Below are 17,623 nucleotides of genomic sequence, written 5' to 3' on the forward strand. Positions count from 1 at the left end.
GACAAAGAAAGCATCAACATCATTGTAAATCAATCACTTATAAAACAAAGCCGGAAAAATTTACTTTTCTTAGCCCAGTTATAGCTGAAAACTTGAACATCGAGTAATAGCGCTTTTCGGTAACTGGAGCTGGATGCCAGGACTAGTTCAGCATCAGTGTTGCTTTGAGGTGGTGAGGTGTTTTTAAGCTTCTTACCTGAATTCAAGTCATAAGTACATAACCCAATAAATTTTTCATATCTATCCCAGTCAGCTCTTCAAATACCTCATAAGGTGTTTTGTAATTGAGACACTTTTTAGGGCGACTATTTAGCTTATCAACGGCTATAAAAACCTCTTTTATCGTAACATCAATCAACTCCATTACTTTAGGGAAATACTGTCTTAATAAGCCATTAGCATTCTCATTTTGCCCTCTTTCCCAAGAGCTGTATGGAGTCGAAAAATACGTATCACAACCTAGTGCTTCTGCTATTTTTTCATGCAGGGTAAACTCTTTCCCGTTATCAAAAGTAATTGTTTTAACAAAGCTTTTTATAGGATCAAGCATTAAAATAGTTGCGTCTAATACATATTGAGCCTTTTTCCCCGCTAAAGGGAAGGCCAACCGTAATTTAGAGACTCGCTCATCCAACGTTACAATCGCCCCTTTGTGATTTTTCCCAATGATTGTATCTGCCTCCCAATCACCTATACGCTTACGGTTGTTGACCTCTTCAGGACGCTCATCTATATCGACTCTATTACTCGATGTTCAAGTTTTTTAACTGATTGATTTTATTGACAATTTTACTGACAAAGAAAGCATCAACATCATTGTAAATCAATCACTTATAAAACAAAGCCGGAAAAATTTACTTTTCTTAGCCCAGTTATAGCTGAAAACTTGAACATCGAGTATTAGGGATTCCTGTCCTATTATGGGCTGACCCATACCGCTTGCGATAGGTTTTGTTCTGATGCCGAAGATGCTTGTATAGTTCACCCCCTGCCTTTTTGTCCGCCAGAATATGCTGGTAGATTGTTTCATGATGAAGACTAATTATACTCTCTTGTTTTAACCGCCCTGCAATCTGCTCAGGACTCCAGTCATCCTCAATGCGAACATTAACAATGCCTTTTATTTCATCCGTTAATTTAACCTCTTTCGCTGAAAATCAGGGAAACGGAGCCTAAGCGAAGTGATGATTTTTAGTCCGCGATAGCCGTAGGGCCGTTGTTTTGTCGGAGTCTGAGCGTTAGCGAAGGTGGAGACAAAATAAAAGGCCATCCGACACGGCGTCAAGTCATTTGGAGCCTATGTTCCGACCCCTTGTTGGGTCGGGACGAGGTGACGAGGACGAATCGGGGCCGCCGGAGGCATAAGTGGTCGCGTTAAGTTTTTGCTGCTTGCTTGGGCTGGGATGCCCAAAACAAGCTTTCGCAAAAATAGCGACTCCCCGAAGGCTTGTTTTTGTGTCGTTCTTGGGCAAAATCTTCTGCTTGTTTATGTCTGTAGCCTCTTTGACCTGTATTGCGTTTAATCTCGCGTGAAATATTGCTTTGGCTTCGTTCTAAGGCTTCTGCTATTTTATTCTGTGAAGTTCCCTTTTCTAATTCAATTTCTATATAATATCTTTCTTCAGGACATAGGTGTGTATAGCTCATTTGTAGCCTCTGTAAATTGTTTGGTAGCTGTTTACTTTACACCTATGTCTTGTCTTAATTCAACAGGTGTTAGTCTAGCCAATACTTGCAGAGGGTTATGCACTTATTTATACGAATTCAGGTTATTTAACATACTAGTTTTAAATATTTATCGATATTTCCATTACGGTGCTGTACTAGCTGATTGGCTTGCATAAGAATTCAATTGACAGAAGGTGTTGATACCGGCTATTATTGCATAGATATGTCAGATCAAATACCTGAACTTATAGATCCTGTGGTTTTTGCTGAGCGGCAAAGTTCTATACAGGGGCTGCTGGGACTGCAGCGTCTGGATCGTCTTGCCGAAATGCTTTTTGATGAACAGGGTGAGCTGAAAGTTGATTTATATTTTTATAAACAAGGGAAAGTGCCTGTTATAGAAGGGTGTTTGGAAGGGAATATAAATTTAATATGTCAAAGTTGCCTGGAAACATTAGCTTGGGATGTGGATAAGCTAGTCAAAATAGCTATGGTGCAAACCATTGAGCAGGCGGACCGCTTGCAAGACGGGTTTGAACCGTTGATGGTGGCAGAAGAAAAAATGTCACTGCCGGGGCTTATTGAGGATGAAGTGATTATTTCACTGCCTGACTATCCACGGCATGCGCATCAATGTTTGCAATATAAAGGCAATGTTCAGTCTGCCGATGCCAGGACTATTGAACAAAAATCTGAAAACCCTTTTGCTGTTTTAGCTAAACTAAAAATTACTGGAGACCAATAATGGCCGTACAAAAAAGTAAAGTAACTCGTTCAAGACGCGGTCAGCGTCGTTCGCATGATTCATTGACTTCGAAAACATTATCTCAAGATCCAACGACTGGTGAAATGCATTTACGTCATCATATGACGCCTGATGGTTTTTTTAAAGGCCGTCAAATAGTTGTAAGTGAAGAAGATTAAGACTTGATTGCTTAGGAATGCGCATTTGTATTGTGCAGCTTACGCTTAAAATCAGGGAAACGGAGCCTAAGCGGAGTGATGATTTTTAGTCCCTGGTAGGCGACAGGGAAATTCGCTGATCCGAAGTGCGCTAGTAGCGCGCGAGGGAGGCAAGAATTGCATTCCGAATAGCCGTCCAGCCATTTGAGACGGACGCAGGGCGACCAGGGCATCTCCCATTCGCTGCGTAGGCGAATGAATGTTGGTGACAGGAGTCCCAGAATGTTGTGAGGTAGCATGGCGCGCCTGGTTTTATCAGTTTAAAAAGCCGGGCTATATGTCCGGCTTTTTTATAATAGCGACTGGAGTTTGTAGGTGAGTTTAATAATTTCGATTGATGCGATGGGGGGCGATCATGGCCCAGATTCGACCATCCCAGCCTCACTGGATTGCTTGCGCGAGAATCCGGATTTGCAGCTTATATTGGTGGGTAATGAGCAGATACTTGCGCCTTTGCTAGAGCATGCGTTAGTAGAATTTTCAGGGCGCTTATCTCTACAACATGCATCGCAGTGTGTAGCTATGGATGAATCGCCATCCAAGGCGTTGAGAAATAAAAAAGACTCATCAATGCGCGTAGCTATTAATCTGGTGCGTGAAGGTAAGGCGGATGCCTGCGTTAGTGCCGGAAATACAGGTGCGCTGATGGCGACTGCAAGATTTGTATTAAAAATGATTCCCGGCATAGACAGGCCGGCGATTATCTCGTCTATGCCATCAATTTTTGGGCATACGCATGTGCTAGATTTAGGTGCTAATGTAGACAGTCCGGCAGCAAGTCTATTTCAATTTGCGGTGATGGGCGCAGAGGTCGTCAAGGCTCTGGAAAATATTAGTGACCCGACTGTGGGCTTGCTAAATATTGGTGAAGAAGAAACCAAAGGTAATGAGCAGGTTAAAGCCGCAGCAAAGTTACTGGAAAATTCCAAGCTTAATTATATTGGTTATGTGGAAGGGAATTCGCTGAATGCCGGTGATGAAAAAGTCGATTTGATTGTTTGTGATGGCTTTGTCGGGAATATCGCTTTAAAATCGATTGAAGGAGCAGCAAAGATGATTACTTCTGTGATGAAGGAGTCGTTTTCCAGTAGTCTGTTTACTAAAGTTGCTGCATTAATTTCATATCCAGTATTAAAAGCGATTAAGAACCGTATAGACCCCAGGCTGTATAATGGCGCTAGCTTTTTAGGTCTGAAAGGTCTTGTGATTAAAAGTCATGGCGGAGCGGATGCTTTGGCATTCAAAACGGCTATCCATGTGGCAGAAATTGAAGTAGAAAAAAATGTGATCCAAAAAATTAGCGAGCAAGTCGAGCACGCTTTAAGCAGGAGAGAAAACACATGACAGCGTATGCAGAAGTAATTGGTACAGGTGGCTATTTACCCGCTGAAATAAGAACTAATGAGGATATTTCACGTACAGTCGATACCTCTGATAGCTGGATTTTTGAGCGTACCGGTATTAAAAGTCGACGCATCGCTGCAAAGGATGAAACCACTTCAAGTATGGCAGAAGTCGCTGCCAGGCAAGCAATAGCAATGGCGGATATCGATCCTAAAGATATCGATTTAATTATTGTTGCCACTGGAACACCGGATAATATTTACCCCAGTACCGGGTGTATGTTGCAGCACCGCTTAGGTGTGAAAGAATGTGTGGCCTTTGATATACAGGCCGCTTGCTCAGGATCCATCTTTGGTCTGGATATGGCGAGTCAATATATCAAGTCAGGAGCTGCTAAACTCGTTTTAGTCGTTGGAACTGAAATTAATTCACGAATTGTTGACTGGACCGACCGTGGAACCTGTATTTTATTTGGTGATGGCGCAGGCGCAATGTTATTGCAGGCAGCTGATGAAGCAGGGATTTTATCCACGCATATTCACTCGGATGGTCGATTTGAAGATTTATTAAACTGCCCTAATCATCAGGCTTTAGGAAAAACGGATACGCCAAGCTATATTTCCATGAAGGGTAATGAAGTATTTAAAGTTGCAGTGAATACGCTGGGTCGGATTGTCGATGAAACGCTGGCAGCGAATAATATGCAAAAAGAAGATATCGACTGGTTAGTACCCCATCAGGCAAACAGTCGTATTATCGCTGCCACGGCTAAAAAATTAAAAATGTCTATGGATCATGTGGTATTAACTCTGGAAAACCAGGGTAATACCTCTTCAGCATCGGTGTTACTGGCTTTTAATGAAGCAGTCAGGGACGGGCGCATACAGCGTGGACATATCGTGTTATTAGAAGCATTTGGTGCAGGCTTTACCTGGGGTTCTGCGCTTATCAAGTTTTAGGATAATTATGAGTACACAAAACAATCAACTCGCCTTTGTCTTTCCGGGGCAAGGTTCGCAATCAGTGGGCATGCTGACCGAAATGGCTGAGAGCTATCCGGATATTAAAGATACTTTTGCACAGGCATCGTCGGTGCTAGGTCTGGATCTATGGACTTTGGTGGCTGATGGGCCTGCAGAAGACTTAAATCAGACGCATAATACTCAGCCAGCCATGCTGGCAGCAGGGGTTGCATTATGGAAAGTCTGGTGTGCGCACTCTGATATTCGGCCTGCTTATATGGCCGGGCATAGTCTCGGTGAATACACCGCATTAGTTTGCTCAGGGGTGCTGGATTTTGCCGATGCAATTGAGCTGGTAGCAGCGCGAGGTCGGTTTATGCAGCAAGCTGTTCCTGAAGGTGTGGGTGCTATGGCGGCAGTGCTAGGGCTAGCTGATGAGCAAGTAATACAAGTGTGTAGGGATGCTGCACAAGGTGAAGTTTGTGCAGCAGTGAATTTTAATTCACCGGGACAGGTGGTGATTGCCGGCAATAGTGCAGCAATTGATAGAGCGATGGCGGCAGCAAAAGAAGCCGTTGCCAGGCGTGCGCTTAAATTACCTGTTAGTGTGCCATCACACTGCGCTTTGATGCAGTCTGCAGCTGAAAAACTGTATGCCAAAATGCAGGATATGCCGTTTGCTGAACCTGATGTTACCTTATTACATAATGTTGATGTTAGTGTGCACAAGGGGGCAGAAGAGATCCGCCTGGCTTTGCAGCAGCAGCTATTTATGCCGGTGCGCTGGGTAGATACAGTGAAGGCCTTGACTGAACAAGGTGTAACGACGATTGCTGAAATTGCTCCAGGCAAAGTACTTATGGGCTTGAATAAACGTATTGTTAAAGCAGCAGACCACTTTACTGTTTATAACCCTGATACCTTAAATAAATTATTGGAGCATTACGCAAATGACTAAAAAAGTCGCTTTAGTAACCGGTGCCAGCCGTGGAATTGGCCGTGCCATTGCAGAGAAATTAGTTGCAGATGGTTGTTTTGTTATCGGCACTGCAACCTCAGATAATGGGGCTGATGCGATTTCTACTTATCTGGCAGATAACGGCAAAGGCATGAAGTTGAATGTCTCTGATCCTGATTCAATCGCTACAGTCATAAAAAGTATTGCTGATGAGTATGGTGCTCCGGAAATCCTGGTCAATAATGCCGGAATTACCCGGGATAATTTATTGGTGCGCATGAAAGAAGACGAATGGGACGATATTATCAATACCAATCTAACTTCGGTTTTCAGAATGAGCAAGGCGGTATTAAGAGGTATGATGAAAGCCAGGTCAGGGCGTATTATCAATATATCCTCTGTCGTGGGCGCGACCGGTAATGCCGGGCAGGCAAATTACGCGGCAGCAAAAGCAGGTATGCTCGGCTTTGCTAAATCTATGGCTAAAGAAGTAGGTTCTCGTGGTATCACTGTTAATACAGTGGCACCTGGTTTTATCGGTACTGATATGACACGTGAATTATCTGATGAAGTTAAGCAGGCTTTATTGGCGGGTATCCCCTTGGCACGTCTTGGAGATGCACAGGAAATAGCACACGCGGTTGCATTTTTAGCGTCTGATGGTGCTGCCTATATCACCGGTGAAACTCTGCATGTGAATGGTGGTATGTTTATGGCGTAAAATTATGCCAACGCATAATTTTCAAGTATAATTGCACGGCTTATAAAAAATACCTATAAGCCGAACCAGATTAATAATAATAGCGATGCTGAATCATTGAAATCAGCATCCATTAAGGAAAAAATAATATGAGTAGCATTGAAGAACGTGTAAAAAAGATTGTCGCTGAGCAACTAGGTGTTAAAGAAGATATCGCTAATGACGCATCATTTGTCGATGATTTAGGCGCTGACTCACTTGATACAGTTGAATTAGTTATGGCATTAGAAGAAGAATTCGAATGTGAAATACCTGATGATGACGCTGAAAAAATTACAACTGTACAACAAGCTATAGACTACGTAAATGCTAACGGCTAATATCCTGGCTTGTTACGAATTAATGGGTAATTGATATTACCCATTAATATCCCCTTCTTATTTCTCTCTCTATTTCAGGTATCCTCCATTGAGTACACGTCGCGTTGTTATTACAGGGCTAGGCGCAATTACGCCTCTTGCAAACACAGTTTCTGAAACATGGGATGGTATTATTAACGGAAAAAGTGGTATTAGCCCGATTGATTCCTTTGATATCTCTCCTTTTGCCACAACCTTTGGCGGCGTCATCAGAAATTTTGATATCAGCGAATATATTCCGGCAAAAGATGCAAAACGTATGGATGGCTTCATTCATTATGGGATTGCCGCAGGGAGTCAGGCAATTGAAGACTCGGGAATAGAAGTAACAGATGAAAATTCAGGAAGAATAGGTGTCGCGATTGGTTCAGGTATTGGGGGGATAACAGGCATAGAGGAATGTCATGCAACTTATACGAAAAGTGGTCCACGACGTATATCGCCTTTCTTTGTACCGGGAAACATCACCAATATGATTTCAGGGAACCTATCCATAAAATATGGACTAAAAGGGCCCAATTTTGCAATTGTGACTGCATGCACCACAGGCGCACACAATATTGGTGATGCAGCACGTATTATTAAATATGGTGATGCGGATGTTATGGTGGCAGGGGGAGCAGAGCGTTGTACATCATCCGCAACAGCGATGGGGGGCTTTTGTTCGGCTAAAGCACTTTCTCGTCGTAATGATGACCCACAGGCCGCGAGTCGTCCCTGGGATAAAGATCGTGATGGCTTTGTCTTAAGTGATGGCTCAGGCGTAGTCGTACTGGAAGAGCTGGAACATGCCAAAGCACGAGGTGCTAAAATTTATGCTGAAGTGGTGGGTTATGGTATGAGTGGCGATGCCTATCATATGACCACACCATCAGAAGGCGGCGAAGGGGCTGCGCGTTGTATGAAAAATGCTTTGCGCGATGCTGGTATAAATCCGGCTGATGTAGATTATATCAATGCTCATGGCACTTCTACATCTGCAGGTGATTTAGGTGAAACGCAGGCAATGAAAGCGGCACTAGGTGATCATGCTTATAAGGTTGCAGTTAGTTCCACAAAATCAATGATTGGTCATTTGCTGGGTGCTGCGGGTGGTATTGAGGCTGTATTTGGTGCCTTAAGCATTAAAAATCAAATAGCTCCTCCTACGATTAATCTTGAAAACCAGGATCCGGAATGTGACCTTGATTTTGTACCTAATACTGCGCGGGATATGAAAATTGATGTTGCCATTTCCAATTCATTTGGTTTTGGTGGTACCAATGGCACACTAGTATTTAAACGCTACGAATAGTGGTTAAGCTTTGCAATGGGAAATGGAAGTAATTAATTATCCAATGTGTTAAATTCATAACTGAAGTTTCCCAATAATTACTTATGGTAAAATTGAAACTATGCTACAACTATATGAAAAAAATAGTCTTTTCATTCGTTTCAGATGCTATTGCCTAAGGGGAATTAAGTAGGTGTTTGCTATAAACATGGCAAAACCACCTAAAATAAACCTCGATACACCAGCATTGTGTATTTCAGCTATTCAATAATTGGGAAACTTCAGATTCATAAGTTACCGCTTTAAAAGGGTTAACGTAGGATGGGCTTCCTATCGTCAGCACATTCTACACTCCCTCCCTTAACTGAGTGGTAGAACTTGAAAGGCTGGGGTGATATTTAATCCATTTATTCTGAATGATTGTTTTTTTCCATACCCCTAATGATCTTAATCAATGGCGAACGTAAAAATACATTAGACGCCACAGATCGTGGTATACACTATGGTGATGGTCTGTTTGAAACCATTGAAGTTATTCAGCAAAAACCTATTTTTTTAAAGCAGCACTTAGCACGCTTAAAAACAGGCTGCCAAATTCTGAAAATTCCATACCCAGATGCAGCTCTTCTGCTGGATGAATTCAAGCAAGTCAGTACTGGCTGCGAGCAAGGTGTTATTAAATTAATGCTAACGCGTGGCTCAGGTGGCCGGGGCTATCGCCAGCCAGAGCTTATAACGCCTACCCGAATTATTGCATTATACCCCTTTCCAGATTACCCAGAACACAACAAAACGCAAGGGATACAGGCGCGTTTTTGCAGTACTCGATTAGGTCTTAATCCGCTGCTTGCAGGTTTAAAACATAATAACCGTCTGGAACAAGTGCTGGCCCGTGCTGAATGGCAGGATGAATTTCAGGAAGGGCTGATGCTTAATCTAGATGGGTATGTTATCGAAGGCACGATGAGCAATCTGTTTGTCATTAAAGAGCAAATAGTCTATACGCCGGAGATTAAGGTCTCTGGGATAAAAGGGGTGATGCGCCAGGTTATTATCAATATTGCCGAGCACAACAATATACCGCTACAGGAAGCATTGTTAAGCAAGGACTTTGTCCTGCAGGCAGATGAGTTATTTGTCAGTAATTCGGTTATTGGCATCTGGCCGATTAGATCTTTAGAAAATAAAGCTTACGCTGTTGGTATGCTGACGAAAAAAATACAGGCGACTTTAGAGAATTATAAAGCAAGAGAGTTTGTCGCATGATTGTACGAATTGCTATTGCCCTGTTACTTATTATAAGTGCTGCTTTGGGATGGGGATGGCAGGACTATCAAAGGTTTATCACAAAACCACTGGTAGTACAGCAAGCGATTATTGTGGATATTGCCAGAGGGAGTTCCTTTCGCAGTATCATTCAGCAGCTTAATAGCCAGATAGATTTTCAGCGCCCTGGTATGGCTAAACTCTGGTTTAAAATACTGGCACGCCAGCAAGGTTTGATTAATCAATTAAAAGCAGGTGAGTACGAGATACCTGTGGGCACCACACCAAAAGAGTTTTTAGTTTTGCTTAGTAGTGGAGCAACACTGCAGCATAGCATTACCTTTCCTGAAGGCTGGACGTTTAAACAAATACGTCGGGCGCTAGAAGCAGATAACAATTTAAAGCCGATAATCACAGCAGTAAGCAATACTGAAATTTTACATAAGCTAAACAGTGATTATACGCATCCAGAGGGCCTGTTTTTCCCTGACACCTATCGCTTTGAGAAAAATACCACAGACTTTGCTATTTTGCAGCAAGCCTATCAGAAAATGCAGCAGGTACTTAGCGAACAATGGGTAGGTAGAGAGCAAGGCTTACCTTTGACAGCAGCCTATGAGGCATTAATATTAGCATCAATCGTAGAAAAAGAAACCGGGCTTGCTACGGAACGGCCTGCCATTGCCGGGGTTTTTATCCGTAGGCTCAACAAGGGCATGCGCCTGCAAACAGATCCTACGGTAATCTATGGTATGGGAGATAGCTATCTGGGGAATATCCGTAAAAAAGATTTACAAACTGTAACGCCTTATAATACCTATCGAATTAACGGCTTACCCCCAACCCCTATAGCTATGCCAGGGTTCGAGGCGATTAATGCGGTACTGCACCCAGCTAAAGGAAATAGCCTTTATTTTGTGGCGAATGGGGATGGCAGCCATATTTTTTCAGCGACCTTGAAAGAACATAATCGGGCAGTCAATAAATTTCAAAGGAAACAACGCTAATGTCAGGACGATTTATTACGCTGGAAGGTGGAGAAGGCGTGGGTAAAACGACTAATATCGCCTATATCCAGGCATTATTAGCGGAACATAACATTTCGGTTTTGCTGACCCGTGAACCTGGCGGCACGGCCCTGGCTGAAAGTATAAGGCAATTACTACTCGATAATGAGCAGGAAGCGATTGCTGAACAAACCGAATTACTGATGATGTTTGCTGCACGGGCGCAACATATCAAACATGTGATACAGCCAGTACTAGACAAAGGAACCTGGGTGCTGTGTGACCGTTTTACCGATGCCACCTATGCGTATCAAGGGGGGGGCAGAAATATGGATCTGTCCACTATTCAATGGCTGGAGAATTTTGTGCAAGGTGATTTTCGCCCGGATTTAACTTTATTGCTGGATGCGCCTATACAGCTAGGAATGCAGAGAGCGGTACAACGCGGTAAGCTGGATCGCTTTGAGTCAGAGCAGATGACTTTTTTTGAGCAAGTGCGCCAGGCCTATTTAAATATCGCCGAACAGCAACCGGAGCGGGTGATGATTATTGATGCCACGCAAAGCCTGGAAAGTGTGCAAAAGCAGATCAAACAAACATTAATGCAGCAGCTATTTAAGTTTGAGGGGTAAAATATTTGTATGTCGTTGATACTAAAATTACAAGCATTTATTAATCTATCTAAAATAGATACTGCACAAGCCCGGTTTGTCCATGAGTGATATGTTTTATCCTTGGCTGCAAGCCTATAGACAGAATTTATCCTCCTGTGTTAAGCAACAGCGCATTCCACAGGCTTTGTTAATTAATGGCATTGCCGGACTAGGAAAGCATGAGCTGGCAAAGCAGTTTGCACAATATTTAATCTGTTTGGATAAGCAAGAAACTACTTATTGTGGTAAATGTGCTAGCTGTAAATTATTTAGCGCGAATACCCATCCTGATTTTTTGCTTCTGCAACCTGAAGAGCCAGGCAAGGCAATTGTGGTTGCTGCCATCAGAGGGTTAATCAGCAAGTTAAACTTAAAGCCGCAGTATAGCGGCTATCGTGTGGTGATCATCAGGCCAGCAGATAAGATGAATATCAACGCAGCCAATGCCTTTCTGAAATGTCTGGAAGAGCCACCAGAGCGTACAGTTTTTTTATTGCTCAGCGAGCAGATGCAGGCTCTACCAGCGACCATTAGAAGTCGCTGTCAAAAAATGCTTATAAAACCCCCTGAAATTAATAGTGCTGTACATTGGTTACAGGATCAGGGCATCGATGCAGAGCAGACCTTGTTATTACATTTGGCACAAGGCGCGCCACTTAGGGCGCTCGCTTATGCGCAGGAAAATGTACTAGCGCAGCGTAATAGCTGCTTTACTGAATGGCAAAAGGTTTCCCAGGAAAAAGCGTGCCCGGTTCAGATTGCAGAAAAATGGCAAAAAATTCCGGATAATCAATTAGTACACTGGCTACTGAGCTGGACAGAAGATTTAATCAAGTGCTATTTTCAAATAGATAAAAGCCTGCTGCTTAATGTTGATTTAGAAAAACACTTGCGTGTATTGGCAATGCGACTAGACTTAAATAGATTATTTGGTTTTTATGACTTATTATTAAAAGATACTTATAGAATAAAAACGCAATTGAATAAGCAACTATTATTTGAAGAAATGCTTATTACCTGGTCGCAAGTAACCGTAAATAAATAATTATGGCAGAATCATCCGCACGGCAGGGAATTTTATCCTTGTCCATCAAAGAAAAGCATGCTCTCTATACCGCTTATATGCCCTTTGTTGAAAACGGGGGGCTATCGCTGAAAATCATGGAAACGTAGCTTAGCGAAGTGGTGATTTTTAGTCCCTGATAGGCGACAGGGCAATTCGCTGATTCGACGTGTGCTAGCAGCACGCGAGAGGAGCAAGAATTGCATTCCGAATAGCCGTCCAGCCAGTGAGGTAGTAATGACGAAGCGGCTTTTGTGCGTAGTCGTTGCGGACGCAGGGCGTTCAGGGCATCTCCCATCCGCTGCGTAGGTGAACGAATTATGGCGACAGGAGTCCCGGAATTTCGTGAGGTAGCATGGCGCGCCTGTTATTCCAACAAACCGCGCTTATAAAATGGGACAAGAAGTGTTTATGTTGCTCAATTTAATGGAAGAGACTGAGCGCATCCCTGTCGCCGGCCAAGGCGATCTGGCTGACACCCTCTGGCGCGCAAGGCTATCGAACGGCAGGAATAGGCGTGCAGTTTAGTGATCAGGACGGAGGGCTGGCGAGAAGTAAAATCGAAACCTGCCTCGCAGGTTCTTTGGAGTCAGAGCGCTCTACGCATACTATGTAGCCGTCACCGTAGGCCGGAATAGCGTAGCGTTTTCCGGCATACAGTTACACTGTTGAAGAGTTGATTTAAACCTTGTGGCGGAAAACGCTACGCTATTCCACCCTGGATTTAGAACGGCACATCATCATAGCTATCATTAGCGGGGATACTAGGCTGAGCTGGTTGCTGAGCTTGATAACTCTGCTGAGGCTGGGCAACACTACTTTGTTCATTACGGTTACCGAGCAGGTCAATAATATTGGCATTCAATTCCAGGCTGGATTTTGTGGTACCATCATTCGCCTGATATTCTCGCTGGCTTAACTCACCTGAAACAAATACCTGTTGGCCTTTTTTAAGGTAATTATGTAGCTGGCCTTCTGCGCGTCTTCCCCATAAAGCGACACGAATCCATAGGGTCTGCTGTCTATCTCCAAAGCCTATATTATTCGCTACAGTAACATTCAGTACAGTTTGTCCATTGGGGGTAGTTCTTACTTCGGCATCTCTGCCTATCGTTCCAGTGAAACTGAAAACATTGCTCATTATTATATTCCTTATTGTATATAGACATGTAGGCTGGGTTAGATTTTTTATTGGAAGCATTAAAAAACGTAACCCAGCAAATAAGGTATTACTATATACGGGCTTCGCTTCGCGCTTTAACAAGTCGTTATCTACTCTACGCTTGATAATCTAACCCAACCTACATGGTTTTGGGTTATCTTTTTTTGTTTGGAATTGTAATTACATATTATCCAGAATTTCTTTTTTCACAGCATCCAGCGATGCATCAATCGATACCGGGTGGGTATCAGAGCATTGTGAAATAGCGGTCTCAGGATCTTTTAAGCCGTTACCCGTTAAGGTACAAACGATAGTGCTGCCCTCAGGAATTTTACCTGAGCCTATATCTTTGAGTGCCCCTACTAATGAGGCGGCTGAAGCAGGTTCACAGAAGATACCTTCGTAGCTGGCCAGCATTTTTTGCGCAGCAAGAATTTTCTCATCCGCAAAGCTATCAAACCAACCGCCGGATTCTTTTTGTGCAGCCCAGGCATAATCCCAGGATTGCGGATGGCCAATACGAATTGCCGTTGCAACTGTTTCCGGGTTATCAATCATTTTTCCCGCGATAAAAGGCGCAGCACCAGCCGCTTGATAACCACACATAACCGGACGTTTGTCACAGACAGCTGCGATACCATTGGTTTCGGTTGCATATTCGCTATAACCCTTCCAGTAGGCAGTAATATTTCCTGCATTACCCACGGGTAGGCAGTGGTAATCAGGTGCTTTACCTAAGGCATCTACAATTTCAAAGGCCGCAGTTTTCTGGCCATCAATTCTGAATGGGTTAATTGAATTTACAATCGTTACGGGTGCGTGGTCAGCTACTTCTTTAACCAGGCTCATGCCTTGGTCAAAGTTGCCTCTGATCTGAATAATTTGTGCGCCATACATTAAGGTTTGTGCAAGCTTCCCCTGGGCGATTTTACCCTCCGGAATTAATACAAAAGCAGTAATACCCGCACGTACCGCATAGGCCGCCGCGGAGGCAGAGGTATTTCCGGTAGACGCACAAACAATGGCCTCACTCCCATTTTCAACCGCTTTAGTCACCGCCATAGTCATGCCGCGATCTTTAAACGAGCCTGTTGGGTTTAAACCTTCAAATTTAACATAGATATCAACATCTTTGCCAATCAGTTTTGGAATGTTTTGTAATTGAATCAGGGGCGTGTCGCCTTCGCCTATGCTGATAATACGTGTAGATTCAATAACCGGAAGGCGGTCGCGGTAGCGTTCGATTAAGCCTGTATAACGTGTGGATGTTGGCATTTTTTTATCCTAAGGTTTCAAGACGGATGCGCGTTACCTGTCCTGTAACAGACGCTAAATTTTCGATAGCAGCAATCGCTGCATCCATTTCTTTTTCTATGGTTTTTTGGGTGAGCATAATGATAGGGATTCGGGGCTCACCATGTTGCGGTTCTTTTTGTATTAGTGCTTCGATACTAATATTTTGTTGCGCCAGGATATTGCTAATATCTGCTAATGCGCCGGGTTTATCATCAACGGTTAGACGCAAGTAATAGGTGGTTTCTATTTCCTCGCGAGGCAGGATTGGCAAATCAATAATCGCATTTTCCTGAAAGCCCAAGTAAGGTACTCTATTTTCTACATCCAGGGTTAATGCACGAACTACATCAATCACGTCTGCAACCACTGCTGAAGCCGTCGCTTCAGCGCCAGCCCCCGCACCATAATACAGAGTAGAGCCAACCGCATCGGCCTGCACTAAAATCGCATTTATTACGCCATCGACATTGGCTATTAAGCGGCGCTCAGGAATCAGGGTAGGGTGGACTCTCAGTTCTATACCCTTTGCGGTTTTACGCGCAATGCCTAAATGTTTGATGCGGTAGCCTAATTCACCCGCATACTCAACATCTGTACGCGTAATTTTAGTAATGCCTTCGGTAAATACATTATCAAACTGAAGTGGAATGCCAAATGCAATAGAGGCCAGGATCATCAATTTATGCCCGGCATCTATACCTTCGACATCAAAAGTCGGATCGGCTTCTGCATAACCTAGCTCCTGAGCTTCGGTGAGTACATCTGCAAAGTCACGGCCTTTATCGCGCATTTCGGTCAGGATAAAGTTGCCCGTACCATTGATAATGCCCGCTAGCCATTCAATCTGATTGCCGCTAAGCCCTTCGCGGATAGCTTTGATAATCGGAATACCACCGGCCACAGCCGCTTCATAAGCGACCATCACATTGGCTTTGCTGGCAGCTGCAAATATTTCATTGCCATGTAAAGCAATTAGCGCTTTATTGGCAGTGACTATATGCTTGCCATTGGCTATTGCCTGTAAAACCAGCTCTTTAGCCAGACTAGTGCCGCCAATTAACTCCAGGATGATTTCAATCTCAGGGTCATTAATAATATCGTAAGGGTCAGTGCTTAGTGCTAAGTCCTGAGTGTCGCAGATACGATCGCGCGTTAGGTCTCTTGCTGACGCGCGGGTAATGATAATTTCTCTTCCAGCACGACGTGAGATTTCATGTGCATTGCGTTTTAAGACATTTACCGTACCGCCTCCGACAGTACCTAAACCTAAAATGCCAACTTTTACTGGCTTCAAATCAAACTCCTAAGCTGATATGGAAAATTTCTTGTGTATAACAGGCGGGCTAAAGCCGTGCTCTACTGAGTGTTGTAGATTAAATCAAACTATCTTTTTTAAACATGGCGCGTATACCGCGTATGGCTTGACGCGTGCGGTGTTCGTTTTCTATTAAACTAAAGCGCACATGATTATCGCCAAACTGGCCAAAACCAATCCCTGGCGAAACCGCAACCTTGGCATCGGTGATCATTTTTTTACAAAATTCGATAGAGCCCATTTCCTTATAGGCATCGGGAATAGGTGCCCAGACAAACATGGTTGCTTTGGGTTTTTCTATAGCCCAGTCGATTGAATTTAAGCCATCACATAGCACGTCGCGGCGTTCTTTATACATGGCACAAATTTCTGCCACACAGTCCTGCGGTCCTTCCAGTGCAGTGATCGCAGCAATCTGAATTGGTGTAAACATACCATAGTCCAGGTATGACTTAATGCGAGCGAGGGCGGCCACCAACTCTTTATTACCACACATAAAGCCGACCCGCCAGCCGGGCATATTATAGCTTTTTGATAGCGAAAAGAACTCCACTGCCACTTCTTCGGCGCCAGGGACTTGAAGAATGGAAGGGGCTTTATAACCATCAAATACAATATCCGCATAAGCTATATCATGCACCACCCAGATCTTGTGTTCTCTGGCAACAGTAATAATTTTCTCAAAAAAATCCAGTTCTACGCATTGGGTAGTCGGGTTGCCGGGAAAGTTAAGAATCAGCATTTTAGGCTTGGGCCAGGATTCGGCAATGGCTTTATGCAATTCCTCGACAAAATCTACCCCGGGCACCATTTTTACATGTCTTAAATCGGCACCTGCGATCACTATGCCGTATGGGTGGATGGGGTAGGCAGGGTTAGGTACCATCACTGTGTCGCCAGGCCCTAGGGTGGCTAATGCCAGATGCGCCAGGCCTTCTTTCGAGCCGATTGTTACAATTGCCTGCGTTTCAGGATCTAAATTTACATCGAAGCGATTTTTATACCAGTTACAGATAGCGCGTCTTAGTCTTGGAACACCACGCGACACTGAATAACGATGGGTGTCAGTACGTTGCGTCGCTTCCACCATTTTATCTACTATATGCTTTGGTGTCGGCTGGTCTGGGTTGCCCATACCAAAATCAATGATATCTTCGCCCTGAGCCCGTGCTTTTGCTTTTAAATCATTAACTATGTTAAAGACATAAGGCGGTAGGCGACTAATACGGTGAAATTCTTCCATTGGGGCTTGGGACTCTTTTAAAGTGGTGTTGGGTAAGGTTTTAATTCAACCCAATAACTTACTGTTGTTAGCTTGATATGTCAAATTGAGAAGCTAAGTTATTTGCTGATGTTAATGCTAAGCCTTTGTTTATGTGCGTAGCTGCAATGATTAAATTGCTTTTACCATGAAGGACTTGACGTTATCCATAGTTGTTTTCCGTAAGCTGAGATGAAACTTGTGCGGCACAAGCGTAACCCCGACTTCTCATTAAATATGGTTTGCATAGGGTGGTGAGTTCTTATAATTTCTTTAAATTCCTTTGCCGGGTTTCGTACCTCAACCCTAATCT

At 43.6% G+C, this 17,623-nt stretch carries 22 protein-coding genes and 2 pseudogenes; 14 read left to right on the top strand and 10 right to left on the bottom strand.

The window, feature by feature from the left end; translation table 11 throughout:
- Positions 1-202 precede the first annotated feature (202 nt).
- The 4 genes and pseudogenes from K6984_RS35975 to K6984_RS32565 all read right to left on the bottom strand — a co-directional run.
- Positions 203-1,085, bottom strand: a pseudogene (locus K6984_RS35975) (IS30 family transposase); the annotation flags it as partial.
- 47 nt (positions 1,086-1,132) lie between these two features.
- A complete protein-coding gene (locus K6984_RS04225; RefSeq protein ID WP_221894352.1) occupies positions 1,133-1,270 on the bottom strand; it encodes a hypothetical protein in 138 nt (45 codons plus the stop codon).
- Between the two features lie 27 nt (positions 1,271-1,297).
- Positions 1,298-1,426, bottom strand: coding sequence for a hypothetical protein (locus K6984_RS32560; protein ID WP_263458596.1), 129 nt, complete (start codon positions 1,424-1,426; stop codon positions 1,298-1,300).
- Positions 1,375-1,647 carry a helix-turn-helix domain-containing protein gene (locus tag K6984_RS32565; RefSeq protein ID WP_221894353.1) on the bottom strand — a complete coding sequence of 91 codons (273 nt, stop codon included), beginning with the start codon at positions 1,645-1,647 and terminating at the stop codon, positions 1,375-1,377. Before K6984_RS32565 ends, K6984_RS32560 begins: the two co-directional genes overlap by 52 nt.
- 205 nt (positions 1,648-1,852) lie before the next feature.
- Here K6984_RS32565 and K6984_RS04235 point away from each other — a divergent pair, with 205 nt between their 5' ends.
- Together K6984_RS04235 and rpmF are read left to right on the top strand one after the other, a co-directional pair.
- Positions 1,853-2,413, top strand: coding sequence for a YceD family protein (locus tag K6984_RS04235; protein ID WP_221894354.1), 561 nt, complete (start codon positions 1,853-1,855; stop codon positions 2,411-2,413).
- Entirely contained in the window at positions 2,413-2,592 is a 180-nt protein-coding gene (gene rpmF, locus K6984_RS04240) for a 50S ribosomal protein L32 (protein ID WP_221894355.1), read from the top strand. The genes K6984_RS04235 and rpmF overlap by 1 nt, the downstream gene beginning before the upstream one ends.
- 66 nt (positions 2,593-2,658) lie before the next feature.
- On the opposite strand, the gene K6984_RS04245 is transcribed toward rpmF, so the two are convergent.
- Positions 2,659-2,811 carry a hypothetical protein gene (locus K6984_RS04245; protein ID WP_221894356.1) on the bottom strand — a complete coding sequence of 51 codons (153 nt, stop codon included), beginning with the start codon at positions 2,809-2,811 and terminating at the stop codon, positions 2,659-2,661.
- Between the two features lie 135 nt (positions 2,812-2,946).
- On the opposite strand from K6984_RS04245, the gene plsX reads away from it, so the two are divergent.
- From plsX to K6984_RS04295, 10 genes are all read left to right on the top strand, one after another.
- Positions 2,947-3,975: a phosphate acyltransferase PlsX gene (gene plsX, locus K6984_RS04250; RefSeq protein WP_263458650.1), complete on the top strand. Its 1,029-nt coding sequence runs from the start codon at positions 2,947-2,949 to the stop codon at positions 3,973-3,975.
- A complete protein-coding gene (locus K6984_RS04255; RefSeq protein ID WP_221894357.1) occupies positions 3,972-4,934 on the top strand; it encodes a beta-ketoacyl-ACP synthase III in 963 nt (320 codons plus the stop codon). Before plsX ends, K6984_RS04255 begins: the two co-directional genes overlap by 4 nt.
- A gap of 7 nt (positions 4,935-4,941) precedes the next feature.
- Complete coding sequence (gene fabD / locus K6984_RS04260; protein ID WP_221894358.1) at positions 4,942-5,895, top strand: ACP S-malonyltransferase; 954 nt, start codon at positions 4,942-4,944, stop codon at positions 5,893-5,895.
- Positions 5,888-6,616 (top strand): 3-oxoacyl-ACP reductase FabG, encoded by a 729-nt coding sequence (gene fabG / locus K6984_RS04265; RefSeq protein ID WP_221894359.1) that lies wholly within the window; start codon positions 5,888-5,890, stop codon positions 6,614-6,616. The genes fabD and fabG overlap by 8 nt, the downstream gene beginning before the upstream one ends.
- A gap of 128 nt (positions 6,617-6,744) precedes the next feature.
- Positions 6,745-6,975, top strand: a complete 231-nt coding sequence (gene acpP, locus K6984_RS04270; RefSeq protein ID WP_080523927.1) for an acyl carrier protein — start codon at positions 6,745-6,747, stop codon at positions 6,973-6,975.
- An 88-nt stretch (positions 6,976-7,063) separates the two neighbouring features.
- The gene (gene fabF / locus K6984_RS04275) at positions 7,064-8,308 is read left to right on the top strand and encodes a beta-ketoacyl-ACP synthase II (protein WP_221894360.1); all 1,245 of its coding nucleotides are present in this window, start codon (positions 7,064-7,066) and stop codon (positions 8,306-8,308) included.
- Between the two features lie 420 nt (positions 8,309-8,728).
- Positions 8,729-9,553 (top strand): aminodeoxychorismate lyase, encoded by an 825-nt coding sequence (pabC, locus tag K6984_RS04280; RefSeq protein ID WP_221894361.1) that lies wholly within the window; start codon positions 8,729-8,731, stop codon positions 9,551-9,553.
- A complete protein-coding gene (mltG, locus tag K6984_RS04285) occupies positions 9,550-10,560 on the top strand; it encodes an endolytic transglycosylase MltG (RefSeq protein WP_221894362.1) in 1,011 nt (336 codons plus the stop codon). Before pabC ends, mltG begins: the two co-directional genes overlap by 4 nt.
- A complete protein-coding gene (gene tmk / locus K6984_RS04290) occupies positions 10,560-11,192 on the top strand; it encodes a dTMP kinase (protein WP_221894363.1) in 633 nt (210 codons plus the stop codon). The genes mltG and tmk overlap by 1 nt, the downstream gene beginning before the upstream one ends.
- An 82-nt stretch (positions 11,193-11,274) precedes the next feature.
- Positions 11,275-12,258, top strand: coding sequence for a DNA polymerase III subunit delta' (locus K6984_RS04295; protein WP_230987892.1), 984 nt, complete (start codon positions 11,275-11,277; stop codon positions 12,256-12,258).
- A gap of 73 nt (positions 12,259-12,331) precedes the next feature.
- Here K6984_RS04295 and K6984_RS04300 read toward each other — a convergent pair whose 3' ends face one another.
- A complete protein-coding gene (locus tag K6984_RS04300) occupies positions 12,332-12,574 on the bottom strand; it encodes a hypothetical protein (RefSeq protein WP_221894364.1) in 243 nt (80 codons plus the stop codon).
- Here K6984_RS04300 and K6984_RS04305 point away from each other — a divergent pair.
- Positions 12,531-12,668: a hypothetical protein gene (locus tag K6984_RS04305; RefSeq protein ID WP_221894365.1), complete on the top strand. Its 138-nt coding sequence runs from the start codon at positions 12,531-12,533 to the stop codon at positions 12,666-12,668. The two genes, K6984_RS04300 and K6984_RS04305, sit on opposite strands and share 44 nt — an antisense overlap.
- Positions 12,631-12,892: pseudogene (locus K6984_RS30590) on the top strand (PilZ domain-containing protein); the annotation flags it as partial. The gene K6984_RS04305 and the pseudogene K6984_RS30590, both read left to right, overlap by 38 nt.
- 108 nt (positions 12,893-13,000) lie before the next feature.
- Here K6984_RS30590 and K6984_RS04310 read toward each other — a convergent pair.
- From K6984_RS04310 to alaC, 4 genes are all read right to left on the bottom strand, one after another.
- On the bottom strand, positions 13,001-13,540 hold the full coding sequence (locus K6984_RS04310; RefSeq protein WP_230987893.1) for a single-stranded DNA-binding protein: 540 nt from the start codon (positions 13,538-13,540) through the stop codon (positions 13,001-13,003).
- Positions 13,541-13,618: 78 nt separating this feature from the next.
- The gene (gene thrC, locus K6984_RS04315) at positions 13,619-14,713 is read right to left on the bottom strand and encodes a threonine synthase (protein ID WP_221894366.1); all 1,095 of its coding nucleotides are present in this window, start codon (positions 14,711-14,713) and stop codon (positions 13,619-13,621) included.
- Positions 14,714-14,717: 4 nt separating this feature from the next.
- Complete coding sequence (locus K6984_RS04320) at positions 14,718-16,028, bottom strand: homoserine dehydrogenase (RefSeq protein ID WP_221894367.1); 1,311 nt, start codon at positions 16,026-16,028, stop codon at positions 14,718-14,720.
- Between the two features lie 79 nt (positions 16,029-16,107).
- The gene (gene alaC, locus K6984_RS04325; RefSeq protein WP_221894368.1) at positions 16,108-17,292 is read right to left on the bottom strand and encodes an alanine transaminase; all 1,185 of its coding nucleotides are present in this window, start codon (positions 17,290-17,292) and stop codon (positions 16,108-16,110) included.
- Positions 17,293-17,623 lie beyond the last annotated feature (331 nt).

Origin of the sequence: Bathymodiolus japonicus methanotrophic gill symbiont (genome assembly GCF_019721995.1) — a bacterium.
Taxonomy (GTDB): domain Bacteria; phylum Pseudomonadota; class Gammaproteobacteria; order Methylococcales; family Methylomonadaceae; genus Methyloprofundus.

What these genes read in the sequence shown, in the direction of transcription:
- acpP (WP_080523927.1), top strand. Translation starts at nt 6,745, where the DNA reads ATGAGTAGCATTGAAGAACGTGTAAAAAAGATTGTCGCTGAGCAACTA.
- K6984_RS04245 (WP_221894356.1), bottom strand. Translation starts at nt 2,811, where the DNA reads ATGGGAGATGCCCTGGTCGCCCTGCGTCCGTCTCAAATGGCTGGACGG.
- alaC (WP_221894368.1), bottom strand. Translation starts at nt 17,292, where the DNA reads ATGGAAGAATTTCACCGTATTAGTCGCCTACCGCCTTATGTCTTTAAC.
- thrC (WP_221894366.1), bottom strand. Translation starts at nt 14,713, where the DNA reads ATGCCAACATCCACACGTTATACAGGCTTAATCGAACGCTACCGCGAC.
- tmk (WP_221894363.1), top strand. Translation starts at nt 10,560, where the DNA reads ATGTCAGGACGATTTATTACGCTGGAAGGTGGAGAAGGCGTGGGTAAA.
- rpmF (WP_221894355.1), top strand. Translation starts at nt 2,413, where the DNA reads ATGGCCGTACAAAAAAGTAAAGTAACTCGTTCAAGACGCGGTCAGCGT.
- K6984_RS04300 (WP_221894364.1), bottom strand. Translation starts at nt 12,574, where the DNA reads ATGGGAGATGCCCTGAACGCCCTGCGTCCGCAACGACTACGCACAAAA.
- fabD (WP_221894358.1), top strand. Translation starts at nt 4,942, where the DNA reads ATGAGTACACAAAACAATCAACTCGCCTTTGTCTTTCCGGGGCAAGGT.
- K6984_RS04225 (WP_221894352.1), bottom strand. Translation starts at nt 1,270, where the DNA reads ATGGCCTTTTATTTTGTCTCCACCTTCGCTAACGCTCAGACTCCGACA.
- mltG (WP_221894362.1), top strand. Translation starts at nt 9,550, where the DNA reads ATGATTGTACGAATTGCTATTGCCCTGTTACTTATTATAAGTGCTGCT.
- K6984_RS04295 (WP_230987892.1), top strand. Translation starts at nt 11,275, where the DNA reads ATGAGTGATATGTTTTATCCTTGGCTGCAAGCCTATAGACAGAATTTA.
- fabG (WP_221894359.1), top strand. Translation starts at nt 5,888, where the DNA reads ATGACTAAAAAAGTCGCTTTAGTAACCGGTGCCAGCCGTGGAATTGGC.
- K6984_RS04255 (WP_221894357.1), top strand. Translation starts at nt 3,972, where the DNA reads ATGACAGCGTATGCAGAAGTAATTGGTACAGGTGGCTATTTACCCGCT.
- pabC (WP_221894361.1), top strand. Translation starts at nt 8,729, where the DNA reads ATGATCTTAATCAATGGCGAACGTAAAAATACATTAGACGCCACAGAT.
- K6984_RS32565 (WP_221894353.1), bottom strand. Translation starts at nt 1,647, where the DNA reads ATGAGCTATACACACCTATGTCCTGAAGAAAGATATTATATAGAAATT.